General features: G+C 40.6%; 14 protein-coding genes. 9 read left to right on the top strand and 5 right to left on the bottom strand.

Going from position 1 to position 13,242, the window contains the following annotated elements; translation table 11 throughout:
* Positions 1-261: hypothetical protein (locus tag WN50_RS35795; protein WP_049557956.1), on the top strand; the 261-nt coding region annotated here is incomplete at its 5' end.
* A 217-nt stretch (positions 262-478) separates the two neighbouring features.
* On the opposite strand, the gene ntrB is transcribed toward WN50_RS35795, so the two are convergent.
* Positions 479-1,324: a nitrate ABC transporter permease gene (gene ntrB, locus WN50_RS03850; protein ID WP_046277337.1), complete on the bottom strand. Its 846-nt coding sequence runs from the start codon at positions 1,322-1,324 to the stop codon at positions 479-481.
* A gap of 153 nt (positions 1,325-1,477) precedes the next feature.
* A complete protein-coding gene (locus WN50_RS03845; RefSeq protein WP_046277338.1) occupies positions 1,478-2,845 on the bottom strand; it encodes a CmpA/NrtA family ABC transporter substrate-binding protein in 1,368 nt (455 codons plus the stop codon).
* Positions 2,846-3,434: 589 nt separating this feature from the next.
* Here WN50_RS03845 and WN50_RS03840 point away from each other — a divergent pair.
* Positions 3,435-3,872 (top strand): GNAT family N-acetyltransferase, encoded by a 438-nt coding sequence (locus WN50_RS03840; protein WP_046277339.1) that lies wholly within the window; start codon positions 3,435-3,437, stop codon positions 3,870-3,872.
* Between the two features lie 108 nt (positions 3,873-3,980).
* Here WN50_RS03840 and WN50_RS03835 read toward each other — a convergent pair whose 3' ends face one another.
* Entirely contained in the window at positions 3,981-4,808 is an 828-nt protein-coding gene (locus WN50_RS03835) for a calcium-binding protein (RefSeq protein WP_049557949.1), read from the bottom strand.
* Between the two features lie 134 nt (positions 4,809-4,942).
* Here WN50_RS03835 and WN50_RS03830 point away from each other — a divergent pair, with 134 nt between their 5' ends.
* Entirely contained in the window at positions 4,943-5,518 is a 576-nt protein-coding gene (locus WN50_RS03830; protein WP_046277340.1) for a GNAT family N-acetyltransferase, read from the top strand.
* Between the two features lie 173 nt (positions 5,519-5,691).
* Here WN50_RS03830 and WN50_RS03825 read toward each other — a convergent pair whose 3' ends face one another.
* Positions 5,692-6,177, bottom strand: coding sequence for a CYTH domain-containing protein (locus WN50_RS03825; protein WP_046277341.1), 486 nt, complete (start codon positions 6,175-6,177; stop codon positions 5,692-5,694).
* A 158-nt stretch (positions 6,178-6,335) separates the two neighbouring features.
* Here WN50_RS03825 and WN50_RS03820 point away from each other — a divergent pair, with 158 nt between their 5' ends.
* Positions 6,336-7,157, top strand: a complete 822-nt coding sequence (locus tag WN50_RS03820) for an endonuclease/exonuclease/phosphatase family protein (RefSeq protein WP_046277342.1) — start codon at positions 6,336-6,338, stop codon at positions 7,155-7,157.
* A gap of 37 nt (positions 7,158-7,194) precedes the next feature.
* Positions 7,195-7,680, top strand: coding sequence for a gluconokinase (locus WN50_RS03815; protein WP_046277343.1), 486 nt, complete (start codon positions 7,195-7,197; stop codon positions 7,678-7,680).
* Positions 7,681-7,718: 38 nt separating this feature from the next.
* Here WN50_RS03815 and WN50_RS03810 read toward each other — a convergent pair whose 3' ends face one another.
* On the bottom strand, positions 7,719-8,690 hold the full coding sequence (locus WN50_RS03810; RefSeq protein ID WP_407659563.1) for a carbohydrate kinase family protein: 972 nt from the start codon (positions 8,688-8,690) through the stop codon (positions 7,719-7,721).
* A 159-nt stretch (positions 8,691-8,849) separates the two neighbouring features.
* Here WN50_RS03810 and pedR point away from each other — a divergent pair, with 159 nt between their 5' ends.
* From pedR to WN50_RS03790, 4 genes are all read left to right on the top strand, one after another.
* Entirely contained in the window at positions 8,850-9,143 is a 294-nt protein-coding gene (gene pedR, locus WN50_RS03805) for a photosynthetic electron transport-dependent transcriptional regulator PedR (RefSeq protein WP_046277344.1), read from the top strand.
* A 25-nt stretch (positions 9,144-9,168) separates the two neighbouring features.
* On the top strand, positions 9,169-9,468 hold the full coding sequence (locus tag WN50_RS03800; protein WP_046277345.1) for a hypothetical protein: 300 nt from the start codon (positions 9,169-9,171) through the stop codon (positions 9,466-9,468).
* A gap of 193 nt (positions 9,469-9,661) precedes the next feature.
* Positions 9,662-10,963 carry a histidine--tRNA ligase gene (gene hisS / locus WN50_RS03795; protein ID WP_046277346.1) on the top strand — a complete coding sequence of 434 codons (1,302 nt, stop codon included), beginning with the start codon at positions 9,662-9,664 and terminating at the stop codon, positions 10,961-10,963.
* 1,304 nt (positions 10,964-12,267) lie between these two features.
* Positions 12,268-13,116 (top strand): hypothetical protein, encoded by an 849-nt coding sequence (locus WN50_RS03790; protein WP_046278101.1) that lies wholly within the window; start codon positions 12,268-12,270, stop codon positions 13,114-13,116.
* Positions 13,117-13,242: the final 126 nt, after the last annotated feature.

Raw genomic sequence — 13,242 nt, 5'->3', positions numbered from 1 at the left:
CGCCCCTACAGAATTTCTGTTTTGGGAATTTTTGGGTATTGGGCGGGTTTATCAATATTGTTTCTGAGAAACAAAGGTGAATTCAGAACCCGCCCCTACAGAATTTCTGTTTTGGGAATTTTTGGGTATTGGGCGGGTTTATCAATATTATTTCTGAGAAACAAAGGTGAATTCCGAACCCGCCCCTACAGAATTTCTGTTTTGGGAATTTTTGGGTATTGGGCGGGTTTATCAATATTATTTCTGAGAAACAGATATTAACTCAGAACCCGCCCCTACAGAATTTCTGTTTTGGGAATTTTTGGGTATTGGGCGGGTTTATCAATATTGTTTCTGAGAAACAAAGGTGAATTCGGAACCCGCCCCTACAGAATTTCTGTTTTGGGAATTTTTGGGTATTGGGCGGGTTTATCAATATTGTTTCTGAGAAACAAAGGTGAATTCGGAACCCGCCCCTACAGAATTTCTGTGTTGAAAATTATTTTTGTCCAGGAATGATCACAGTTTGTAACCAAGCAACACTGCGATCCAGCAATAAACCGACACCCCCGATATAAACAACCGCTAACAGAATGTCACTGATATAGTTTTGTTGGTAAGCATCCCAGATAAAGAAGCCAATTCCGACAATACCAGACATGACAATTTCAGCCGCAATAATTGCTAACCACGCTAACCCGATAGCAATTCTCAACCCAGTAAAAATGTAGGGTAAAGCTGAGGGAAAGAGAATGTTGAGATAATATTCTTTGCGAGAGAGTTGTAAAACACGGGCTACGTTATTGTAATCGTCAGGGATTTGTTTAACGCCTTCTTTTGTGTTGATTAAAATCGGCCAAACACAGGTAATAAAGATCACGAAAATTGCCGCAGGTTGGTTTTGTTGAAGCGCAACTAAAGCAATGGGAACCCACGCCAATGGTGCAACCATTCGTAAGAATTGAAAAATCGGATCTAAAGCTTTGTCAAGAACAGGATTTGTTCCCACTAAAATACCTGTACTAATTCCAACAATTGCCGCCAGAGAATAGCCTTGAGCGACACGAATTAAACTGGCTAAGGTTTGCCAAAATAAACCTTTATCTAAGCCGCCGCGATCATAAAAGGGGTACATCAGCAAAATGCGGGTGCGTTCGTCTGTCCACACGCTGAGAGGCCCTGGTAAACGTGTAATTCCTGTCCAAGAAATGAGTTGCCAAATGAGAAGAAAGGCTAAAGTTCCCATTAAGGGAGGAATAATATCTTTAGAATTTTTATCCCAAAAAGAACGAATGAAATCAGTAGGATTACTTCCAGAACTCCGCTTTTGAACACTAGCTGTCATGTTGTGAACTCCTTGAACATTAAGGGTTGAAATTTGACAAGTTTGACGCTACTATTAGAGGGGCTTATTATTTTGTTGAAAAAGCAATCAATTCTTTCCTTCTCTGACCCCTCAAGTTCAGAGATAGCAAGTTGAATTTGCAGAAAAAGTGAATTAAATCCGCTTCACTTTCAGGCTATTGAGGTAAGCTTGGGGATTTTCGGGGTTGAATTCTACACCATCAAAGAATTTTTCCACGCCGCGAGATGTTCCTTGAGGAATATCTGAAAACCCTGCTTCTTGGGCTGCTTCTCGCCAAATATCTTCACGATTTACCCGATCAATTACCTGTCTAACTTGATCAAAATCTTTGAAATAATTGTTGTGGAAACCCCAACGCATCGTTTCAGTTAAGAACCAAAGATCATGACTTTTATAGGGATAGGAAACATTTCCCACAGGATCTTTCCAATACAGCGGCCCTTTATTAAAGTCTTTAATTGCAGGTTTTTGATCGCCCATTTCATAGCTGCCTTCATAGGGTGGAGTCAACACTTCCAGGGGAACATTAAAGTAGTTTCGTCCGGAAACAATCTGCACTAATTCGGGTCTATTTTCAATGCGATCGCACCATTGTTGGGCTTCCATCAAACCTTTGAGTAAGGCTTTAGTTGCTTTGGGATTTTTATCGACCCAATCTGCACGAAGCGCCAGATATTCTTCAGGATGAAATGGCCACATTTCAGTAGTAATACAAGCCATAAAACCAATATCATCCGCAACAATTCGATAGGGCCAAGGATCGCCCGTACTAAAGGCATCCATTGATCCATTTCGCATCCCTTGAACGGTTTCTGCGGGAGGAACAGCTAGTAAGTCAATATCTCGATCAGGATCAACACCCCCAGCAGCAAACCAATAACGAATCCAAAAGTCTTGATTCACATTAGGAAAAGTGTGAGCGGCTTTAAATTTGCGGCCATTGGTTGACGCGAAATTTTTGATATAGTCTGCCGCATTACTGGTATTAACACTAAGCCCTTTTCCGGTATGAATTTTCGCAATAGCCACACCATTTCCATTGGTATTTAACTGCGCTAAAACATACATCGGGACTTTTTGACCACCTGTAATAATGCCTTCTGAAATCAAATGAGGCATGGGCATTTGCCACTGTCCGCCGTCAATTCCGCCCCCTTGGGAACCAATGGTGACGTTATCTCTTGCAGATGCCCAGTTTGCTTGTTTGGAAAGTTCAACATCACTCATGCCGTACTTCGCAAAAAAGCCTTTTTCTTTGGCAATGACTAAGGCCGCAGATTCAACAATGGGAATAAAACCTAACTTGATGGCTGTCGTTTCTGGTGCCATTGCCGGGTCAATATTCGCCGCCGGAACTGGGGTTGTTGGGGTCGTTTGAGTTCCTGCATTCGGTTCAGGAGGATTCCCTAAACACCCTTTCAAGAAAATTGAACCCATTGCTGAAGCACCAGCCGTTAGCAAAAATCTTCGCCGAGAATGAGGGCGACTAAAATCGGACATAGAACCTCCTTGCAGCCAGTATTTTTAAGTTGAATGAGGCTGTGTAATTTATGGATGATATTTTCAGTTTTCTCCCGTTCTTTAATTCCAAGAAAAAAGAACAAGAAGATCGAAGCTGAAAAAAAGACAAGTTTATGGGTCAAGAAGCGGGTTCGTTTTCGACGTTTTACCCTGGCATTCTCAAAAAGTAAAAATGAAAGCGGGTCTGAAAAATGATGAATAAACTAAGAGGAAGTCATTTAAGACTTTTCTTAATTTTTAAGTTTACAGGTTTTTTTAAAAAAGTCACTACCTGATCACCCCTAAAGAGCAATTAATTTTCAATCAGACTGATAAGCTATTACTTATATATCGGGAAGAATGGGTTACAGAGAACTAATTAATTAAGTTCAAATTATTATGGATTTAAGGTAAACTGATTAAAACCCCTCACCTACACGACATCAAGGGCGACGCTGACAAGTCTATATAGTAGGTGTGATGGGTTAGGGTCGTGTCATCCCTAGATCTAGAGCATGGTGCCATTCTAGGTTATGATATCGATGGTTTCCGGTATTGACGCTTTTCCCGAACGAGACTACATTCATCTATGAATATAGAAATCATTAGTCAACTTAATCAGTCCCAAGTTCAGGATTTAGTTCAACTCTATCAATCAACTTGGTGGGGTAAAGGACGAACTCTAGAAGAGGTTCAAAAGATGTTGCAGCACTCTGATATGATAATTGGAGTGAGTAACACCGATAATCAAAAGTTAATTGGGTTTGCTCGGGTGTTAACGGATTATATCTATCGGGCTGTGATTTGGGATGTGATGGTTGATGAGGCTTATCAAAAGCAGGGATTAGGACAGACTCTCATACAATCTATTTTAGAGCATCCGCAGCTACAATCTATCGAGGCTTTTCTGTTAGTCTGTTTACCGGAAACGATTCCTTTTTATGAAAAGTTAGGGTTTACCAGCGATGTGGGAGAATTGAAGTTGATGAAGCGTGTTAAACCAACATCTTCCTATAATTCCATTTAATTGTTGGAAATCCGTTTGAGCAAGTCAGACCAATTTTGAGACTTTTAGAGACGTTCTAGACAACGCCTCTACAGGAAAACCGGAATTTAGTATAAACCCGATTTAGAATTAAATCAGCGTGAAATTTTGAGGCTGTTGAAACTGATTGATAAAGTCAACTTGATCTCCTCCGACAACAGCCACCAGTTGTCCGCCTACTTCAATTTTTAAGATCTGTAAGATATTATTAGAAAAAGCCCCAGCAGATCCCGAACCGAAAATGCTATCCACTTCTGAACGTGAAATTGAACTAATCGCTAATTGTTCAAATGTTAGTCCACTGAGTGCGATTCTATCTTGACCTATCTCAAACTCAGTAATAATATCTGCATTCTCAGCACCAATATTCCCCATGAGAAACAGATCATTTCCCCCTCCTCCTCTTAAGGTATCTTGACCTAGATCTCCTGACAATGTTTGATTTCCTGCAATACCCTCTAGAGAATCATTACCCTGTCCGCCGAATAGGGTACTTCCAGCATCAATAGAAATCGTATCATTCCCTAAATTTCCAAAGGCAATATTATTACTTCCGCCGATAATGCTGTCGTTATCTTGTCCTCCAAATACAGTGTCATCTGTACCTGTTGTGAAAAAAGTATCATTACCTTGATTTCCGAAGATTAAATCATTTCCACCTCCCGGACTAATATTATCATCTCCCTCCATACCAAATAGAGTATCATTTCCCTGGGAACCCAGCAATGTATCATTTCCTTGATTACCGAGTAAACGATCATCTCCATTTCCGCCTTCGATCCGATCATTTCCTAATGCTCCATCCAGGGTGTAAGAAATTCGATCTTCAGGAGTTACAACAGTTATAATATCATTTTCAGGAGTTCCGAAAAATGGATTTTCACTCCCCAAGGAAACCGAAATATTAAATTCAGCCATTTGAAGTTATCCTGTAAAATCTATAAACTCTAATCAGTCACCTTTTCAATTCTAGCATGAGATCAGATTGACCCCAATCATTCACCGTCTTGAAAAGCTTATAATTAAACGGATGATTGAATTCAAAAAAATTGATGGATGAACTCACTCCTCCTCAACTGGAAACCCCACGACTGATTCTTCGTTTAGCGACGAAGGAAGATGTTCCTGAAATTCTGCGATACTATACAGAAAATCAACAACATTTAACCCCTTTTGAACCCCTGAAAACACCGGAGTTTTATACTGAACAATATTGGTTTTGTGAAGTCAGTCAGCGTTTGATGGAATTTAAAGGCGATCGCTCTTGTAAACTGTTTTTATTTAATCGAGAAAACCCGAGTGAAATTATCGGATCGGCTAATTTTGCCAATTTTATTCGGGGAATGTCTCATTCTTGTAGCTTGGGGTATAGTTTAGCCGCTTCTCAACAGGGAAAAGGCTACATGAGTGAAGCGTTAAAAGTGGCGATTAATTATGTGTTTAATACGTTAAATTTGCGTCGAATTACTGCGGCTTATATTCCCCACAACCAACGCAGTGGAAAGCTGTTAAAACGCTTAGATTTTCGTGTCGAAGGATTTTGTCAAGATTATGTTATGATTAATGGAGAATGGGAAGATCATATTCTCACCAGTTTAATTAATTATAACTGGCAATTCGAGAAATAAACTCAATAGCACTCTTGTTGTGCTTCTGTTTTATATCATGTCCGGATAATTAGTGATAAAAAACTTTCTCATAATCCTCTTCTTTCTTCTTCTTTATTTACTCCTGACTCCTGACTCCTGACTCCTGACTCCTCTGTTGTCGTTTATTTATAACTGTTCAACCGGACATGATATTAAACTTCATTTTTAGTTTCCTCCCATTGACGGTAAGGATTTTTGACTAAATTTGAGTTGTAATAACGGGGATCGTGAGAGACTTCTTCTGATATCCAGTCGGGAATTTCAATGATTTGATTGGGGTCAGAAAGTTCAACTTCTGCTATAATTAAACCTTGATTATCTCCCAAAAATTCATCAACTTCCCAAATTAAATTCCCAAAAGAAATCTTATGTCGTTTCTTTTCAATGAAGGGGCGATCGCACAAAGTCTGTAACATTTCTTCCGCATCTTCAACCGGAATTACATACTCAAACTCAGATCGAACTAGACTTGTACCAGCCCCTTTTATGGTTAAATAACCTTGATTTCCAATAATTCTAACGCGCACGGTTCGGCCATTTTCACTAGAGATGTAGCCCTGACAATACAGTATACCGGTGGCGAGCGATCGCCAACGATCATCTTTGACTAAAAATTTCCGTTCGATTTCAATTCCCATTTGATGATAGTTTAGAATTAATCTAATTTAGACTAGATCTCAGAAGCTGAGTTTGTCGGCTGCAATACACATCAGTTTAACTGTAGCCCAAGATTTCAGACCGTGATTGATCTTCCTCGATTAGATTATCATATTTCCCAATCTTTTTAACCCTGATCATGCAATATCGATTAATTCCTCTGATGATTTTTCTTTTGACTCTACTGAGTGGCTGTCTCTCTGCGACTCAACTCTCAGTCATTGGCTTTAATGTCGAATCTGGAGATGCTGACCCAGATTATATCGCAAATCAATATATTCAACCCATTCGAGGGGTCGATGTTTGGGGATTTTCAGAAGTTCAGAATCAGGCTTGGGTTAACCGTTTTGAAACCGCTATCGAAGTCAATAATAAAGCCGACTTTAAATCCCTTCTGGGAACAACGGGAAAAGCGGATAAACTGGCAATCGTTTATAATAGTAATGACTTGAATCTCATCAAGATTGAAGAACTCAAACAAATCAATATTGGTGGATCAGTACGGGCTTCTTTAGTCGGACATTTTCAAGTAAAATCAACCCAACAGGAATTTTTATTTATGGTGAATCATTTGTATCGAACCAATGATCAAGTTCGCCATGAACAAGCCCGTTTACTAAATCGATGGGCGAAAAAACAGCAACTTCCCATTATTGCGGTAGGAGATTATAATTTTGATTGGGATGTAAAAAATGGGGAGAATAAACGGGATTCTGGTTATGACTTATTAACAGAAAATGACGTTTTTACTTGGGTTCGTCCTCAACAAATTATCGCGACTCATTGCAGTAGTCGTTATAATACAGTGTTAGATTTTGTGTTTATCTCTAGTCCGATCAAGCCAAGTTCAGCATCTTCTAAAATCCTCTATCCAGAAGCCGATTATTGTCCCGATACGCCTCAAAAAAGCGATCATCGACCTGTAAAAGCGACGATCAGTTTACCAAGGGTTCAACCTTGATTTATAATCAGAGGGATTGAGTCGTTGATTGTGAACAATGATTATTCTAGTAATGGGCGTTTCCGGTTCAGGAAAAACCACTATTGGTCAACAATTAGCCAAAAGTTTGAATTTTCAGTTTAGAGATGCAGATGAATTTCATTCAGATGAAAATATTCAAAAAATGCGGAATAATATTCCGTTAACTGATGCGGATCGTCAGCCTTGGTTAGAAACAATGCAAGCTGCAATTGATCAATGGTTAGAACAAAATCAAAATGTAGTCTTGACTTGTTCAGCTTTGAAAGACAAATATCGCAAAATGTTGTGGCGAGATCCGGAACAAATAAAGATAGTCTATTTGAAAGGAACCTTTGAACTGATTGAAAGCCGATTAAAACAACGTCAAGATCACTTTATGAAATCGGACTTACTGAAAAGTCAATTTGAAGACTTAGAAGAACCCGAGGGAGTCATTTTGGCTGATATTTCCCAAACTCCCTCAGAAATTATCGAAAAAATTAGAAAGGCTTTTATTTTGTAGAGACATTGCTGACAACATCTCTACAGAGACAATCAGGATTAGAAAGATTTCAAGAAAGCCTCGACTTCAGCCTCAGTCGGTTGAGCGGTGAATGCACCCGGTTTAGTCACCGTTAAAGCCGCAACAGCACTCGCGTAGATGATCATTTTTTGAATGGTTTCGGGGTCATTTAAACCCCGAATTCCATATTGATAGATCTGATGAATAAAACCTGCAACAAAAGCATCTCCAGCCCCCGTTGTATCCACAACATTAACCGCAAACCCCGGAATTTTTCCCTGAAATTCTCCGAGAGAATAGGAGCAACCCTTTTGACCATCGGTAATCATCACGCCTTCAATTGAATCCAGTTGAGAGTGAATCGAAATCGGGTCAGTGGTATTAAAAAAGAGTTCAGCTTCCTCCGCAGAAAGTTTAACAAAATCAACCTGTTTGAGCAAATCGGGAATAAACCGTCTGGCATCTAAAGGATTCGACCAAAAAACTGGACGCCAGTTAATATCAACTAAGATTTTCAGGTTATAGCGATCAGCCATTTTTAGAGCATGAATAATCGCCTCACGGGATTGAGGATAAGCGAGTGCTAACGTTCCTAACACCAGAAAATCAGCATCTAGAAACAGTTTTTCGGGGATTTGACTCGCTTGTAGCAGAGTATCAGCGAACTCGTTGCTTTGACGTTCTCCGAAGCCTGCAAACTCCCGTTCACCCTCGTCTGAACGCAACACAAAAACCTGACGAGTGGGGGCGGTAGAATATTGCTGAATACCAGAGGTTTGAACGCCCACTTGCTGCAAAAGCTGCAAAAGTCGGTTTCCGGGTTCATCCATCCCAACGGCACTAATCAAAGCCGAAGGAATACCGAGTTTGACTAAGCCAGAAGCAACATTAGCCGGAGCGCCACCGGGATAAGCCGTCCAAGATGCAACCTGTTCAAGCGATCGCCCGGGTTGGTCAGCTAAATAATCAAATAAAATTTCACCTATGCAAAGAACACGAGCAGGATTGATCATATTCATAGAGAATTGTGCTTAGAGACAAGGATAGGATAGACAAAATCGGGGATTGAGAAATAACAAAAATTAATTCTTACTTAACGGTTCGTTCTTAATTTATAATTCACCTCTTAGAATTATAAATAGGTAATTATGCAGAGATAGGAAATCGTTATGACGCATAGCAAGTCTCACAGCCCTGTTTCCCTTTCAGAGCGGGAATTGCAGGTTGTTGATCTGGTAGCCAGTGGGTTAACGAATCAGGAAATTGCAGAGCGGCTAGAAATCAGTAAACGGACTGTGGACAACCACATCAGCAATATTCTCACCAAGACAGAGACAGATAACCGAGTAGCCCTCGTTCGTTGGGCGCTGCAATGGGGTAAAGTATGTCTGGATAATATCAACTGTTGCCTTCTGCCTCAGCCGTCTGAAGCGGTTGAACAGCAGGTGTCCTCAGTTGAGTGAAATGTTCAAACTCAGATAAGCGTTGATGCAGACCAGCAACTCAGAACAACTGCGCTATCAAATCCAATGCCCCCGATTACCACTAGCTGTCTACCGAGAAGTTGCGGCTCATTTGCGTCAGGTTGAGGGGGTTCAAACGGGTTTAAACCCAGCCTCTAGTATCGGTGAAGCTTCACAGCCGCCCCCGTTTGACTACAAACGCAGCCAAGTGGAAAGTATTTGGATACAACTTCCTCAAAATGCCACAACCGCGATCCGTCAACAGGTCGATCAGATTTTAGCGTATTATGGCGATCGCTATGGTGCATGGGAGGTTTTACAGTGAACAGGGAACAGGGAACAGGGAACAGTCTTGTAGGGGCGGGTTCGGAATTGATTGATGTCTCTAACCGATAACTGATATAAACCCGCCCTTCACAGTTACCAGTCTTTGCAATATTAGGGAACAGACACTCATGCAAAAGGACTGATAACTGTAAACTGATAACTGAAAAAACTGATAACTGATAACTGTAAAGATGGAACAAATTCAAGCAACACGAGGAACTCGAGATATTCTGCCCGATGAGGTGAGGTACTGGCAATGGCTAGAATCTATTGCCAGAAATTTCTTAAACAAAGCTAACTATCTCGAAATTCGTACCCCCATCTTTGAACAAACAACTTTGTTTGAGCGGGGGATCGGGGAAGCGACGGATGTGGTGGGTAAGGAAATGTACACCTTTAACGATCGCGGCGATCGTTCAATTACACTGCGTCCAGAAGGAACTGCTGGAGTGGTTCGCAGCTTTATTGAAAATAAACTTCATGTTGGTGGTGTTCAACGTCTTTGGTATACTGGCCCGATGTTTCGCTATGAACGCCCCCAAGCCGGACGACAGCGCCAATTTCATCAACTGGGAGTAGAGGTTCTTGGAAGTAATGATCCCCGTGCAGATGTGGAAGTGATTGCGATCGCCACTGATATTTTACAAGCATTGGGCTTAAAAAATCTCCACCTTGACTTAAATTCGGTCGGAGATTTGCAAGATCGCAGCCATTATCGTCAGGCGTTAATCGATTATCTGACACCATACAAAGATGAACTTGATGCCGATTCTCAAGATCGTCTTTCTCGTAATCCTTTAAGGATTCTCGATAGCAAAGATAAACGCACTCAAGAAATTGCTCAAAATGCACCGAGTATTCTAGATTATTTAAGTGAAAAATCTCGCACTCACTTTGACAAAGTACAGCAATTGTTAACTCAGTTAGAGATTCGTTATACGCTTAATCCTCGTTTGGTTCGAGGGCTAGATTATTACACTCATACTGCTTTTGAAATCATCTCTGATGATCTCGGCGCCCAAGCAACGGTTTGTGGAGGTGGGCGTTATGATCGTTTGGTTCAAGAACTCGGTGGCCCGGAAACTCCGGCGGTGGGTTGGGCGATGGGTTTAGAACGGTTAATTTTGCTGTTACAAAAACTGCATAATTTACCGCAGTTGGAACTAGATTTCTACATCGTTTCTCGTGGAGAATTGGCGGAAAATCAAGCCACAATATTAGCTCAAAAATTACGCCATGCTAATTTTAGTGTAGAAGTTGATTTGAGTGGGAGTGCCTTTGGTAAACAGTTTAAACGGGCTGATCGCAGTGGGGCTGTGGCTTGTTTAGTCTTAGGAGATGGAGAAGCCGCCAATCAAACCGTGAATTTAAAATGGTTGAAAACCGGAGAACAAGAGACCATTTCCCAATCGGATTTGTTCACGAAATTAGACGAAATTAGCTCAAAAATTCAATCCCAAAAACACTCCAAAACTGTTAGTAGTTTAACTTAGTTCTCTGTTTAAGAAGGAGTCAGGAGTCACCGAGTCACAGAGTCAGGAGAGAAATAGATTGGGGATTCAAACCCAATGGGGCAAGGAGGGAATCAGGAGAAAAAATGTTTAATTATTGATATTAATTCTGACTCCTGAATTCTGTGTTCTGACTCCTAATTCTTGATACATCACATAAACATCGACAAAACCGAACATTAGTAGGTTGGGTTGAGGCACGAAACCCAACATTACCAAGGCAATATATGGGTTTAACTTTCATTAAACTACAATTTGAGCTTGTTGGGTTTCACTCTCGTTCTACCCAACCTACAATTTTAGAACATTAGTAGGTTGGGTTGAGGCACGAAACCCAACATTACCAAGTTGAGACACGAAACCGAACATTAGTAGGTTGGGTTGAGGCACGAAACCCAACATTAGTAGGTTGGGTTGAGGCACGAAACCCAACATTACCAAGGCAATATATGGGTTTAACTTTCATTAAACTACAATTTGAGCTTGTTGGGTTTCACTCTCGTTCTACCCAACCTACAATTTTAGAACATTAGTAGGTTGGGTTGAGGCACGAAACCCAACATTACCAAGTTGAGACACGAAACCGAACATTAGTAGGTTGGGTTGAGGCACGAAACCCAACATTAGTAGGTTGGGTTGAGGCACGAAACCCAACATTACCAAGGCAATATATGGGTTTAACTTTCATTAAACTACAATTTGAGCTTGTTGGGTTTCACTCTCGTTCTACCCAACCTACAATTTGAGCTTGTTGGGTTTCACTACAATTTGAGCTTGTTGGGTTTCACTCTCGTTCTACCCAACCTACAATTTGAGCTTGTTGGGTTTCACTCTCGTTCTACCCAACCTACAATTTGAGCTTGTTGGGTTTCACTACAATTTGAGCTTGTTGGGTTTCACTCTCGTTCTACCCAACCTACAATTTGAGCTTGTTGGGTTTCACTCTCGTTCTACCCAACCTACAATTTGAGCTTGTTGGGTTTCACTCTCGTTCTACCCAACCTACAATTTTAGTTAAAACTTCTTCAAAATTAGTGTTAAAAGGGAGACACCCGCCTCCCTCCTGCAACACGGGATTAACCTCCAGCCGCAAACGATCCGATAATCAGGATTGACAATGCCATACCGGGTAACAGAAGCAATCCTAACAGTAAGAGTTCGTGTCCAGTCATAGCTTTTTCAACCTACAATCACAATGCTATAGGATGTAAGATAGCATTCCTTTTTGATGAGTCTCCAAAATCTTAACCTTTCTTTTAGAGGCGTTTTAGCCGGAGAATTAATTGATGAGACGACGCATTAAGCTATTATCATTCACTGTTGCAACCACTATTGCACTTTTATTACTGGGTGCGACATTAGTGGTTTTGGGGATTTTTGATGAAATTCTGAAATGGGATATTTTCAGTGCGAAAGTTGAAGCGGTTTTATTCGGAATATTTTGGGCGAGTGTGGCTTTAAGTGTGTTTGGGGTGGCGATTACTTTTGTATTAGGAATTCAAGAAATTGTTAGTGCAATTGGTTCTCTAAAACGGAACCCAGAGTTAGACAGTTCTAATGTTGTTCCTGAAGCCCCAAAAACGACTTATCTCCTGTATATGGTGGGATTAGTTTCAGTCTTTTCAGCCTTAATTGGTGTTCTCTCTTGGGTTAATAATCGCATCACTGTTCATCGCACTCAAGTGTTTAAAGAAATTGCGGCTGAACAAATGCAAAATTTACAAGATAAATGGGTGGAACAAATTAGTCAAATTACAACCCCACCCCGCAATAATGTACCGCTTTCTTTGCATGAACTGATACAAAGTGTTGTCAAATTATCTTTTGTGAATCAGATGACGTTGTATTTGCCGGATACTCAAGATGAAACGGTAATTTGGAGTTACAATTCTTGGGAAGGTTACAATAAAAATAATGGCTTTGATCGAACATTTGTAGCCAAAGAATATGAACAAGCCATTCAAGCAGCATTTGCCGGAAAACCTGAACTTTTACAGGTGATTAATAATCGCACAGGGTTTACTTGGTATTATGTCGTTAAAAATCCCCAAAATAAAGCGATCGCTGTATTAAGAATTGATGGCAATACTCAAGAAAACTTTCGAGAATATCGCCTAGATGGTGAATCCCGTTAAATTTTAAAATCTATAGCATAAATCTATAACAGGGCGGGTTCCGAACCCATCTAGATTTCCCACAAACAACCTTAATAAACCCGCCCCAGAGAATCAATAAAAAATCCTGTAGGGGCGGGGTCCCCA

Source organism: Limnoraphis robusta CS-951 (assembly GCF_000972705.2).
This window is presented reverse-complemented; position numbering and strand designations above follow the sequence as displayed.

What these genes read in the sequence shown, in the direction of transcription:
- ntrB (WP_046277337.1), bottom strand. Translation starts at nt 1,324, where the DNA reads ATGACAGCTAGTGTTCAAAAGCGGAGTTCTGGAAGTAATCCTACTGAT.
- WN50_RS03845 (WP_046277338.1), bottom strand. Translation starts at nt 2,845, where the DNA reads ATGTCCGATTTTAGTCGCCCTCATTCTCGGCGAAGATTTTTGCTAACG.
- WN50_RS03840 (WP_046277339.1), top strand. Translation starts at nt 3,435, where the DNA reads ATGAATATAGAAATCATTAGTCAACTTAATCAGTCCCAAGTTCAGGAT.
- WN50_RS03835 (WP_049557949.1), bottom strand. Translation starts at nt 4,808, where the DNA reads ATGGCTGAATTTAATATTTCGGTTTCCTTGGGGAGTGAAAATCCATTT.
- WN50_RS03830 (WP_046277340.1), top strand. Translation starts at nt 4,943, where the DNA reads ATGGATGAACTCACTCCTCCTCAACTGGAAACCCCACGACTGATTCTT.
- WN50_RS03825 (WP_046277341.1), bottom strand. Translation starts at nt 6,177, where the DNA reads ATGGGAATTGAAATCGAACGGAAATTTTTAGTCAAAGATGATCGTTGG.
- WN50_RS03820 (WP_046277342.1), top strand. Translation starts at nt 6,336, where the DNA reads ATGCAATATCGATTAATTCCTCTGATGATTTTTCTTTTGACTCTACTG.
- WN50_RS03815 (WP_046277343.1), top strand. Translation starts at nt 7,195, where the DNA reads ATGATTATTCTAGTAATGGGCGTTTCCGGTTCAGGAAAAACCACTATT.
- pedR (WP_046277344.1), top strand. Translation starts at nt 8,850, where the DNA reads ATGACGCATAGCAAGTCTCACAGCCCTGTTTCCCTTTCAGAGCGGGAA.
- WN50_RS03800 (WP_046277345.1), top strand. Translation starts at nt 9,169, where the DNA reads ATGCAGACCAGCAACTCAGAACAACTGCGCTATCAAATCCAATGCCCC.
- hisS (WP_046277346.1), top strand. Translation starts at nt 9,662, where the DNA reads ATGGAACAAATTCAAGCAACACGAGGAACTCGAGATATTCTGCCCGAT.
- WN50_RS03790 (WP_046278101.1), top strand. Translation starts at nt 12,268, where the DNA reads ATGAGACGACGCATTAAGCTATTATCATTCACTGTTGCAACCACTATT.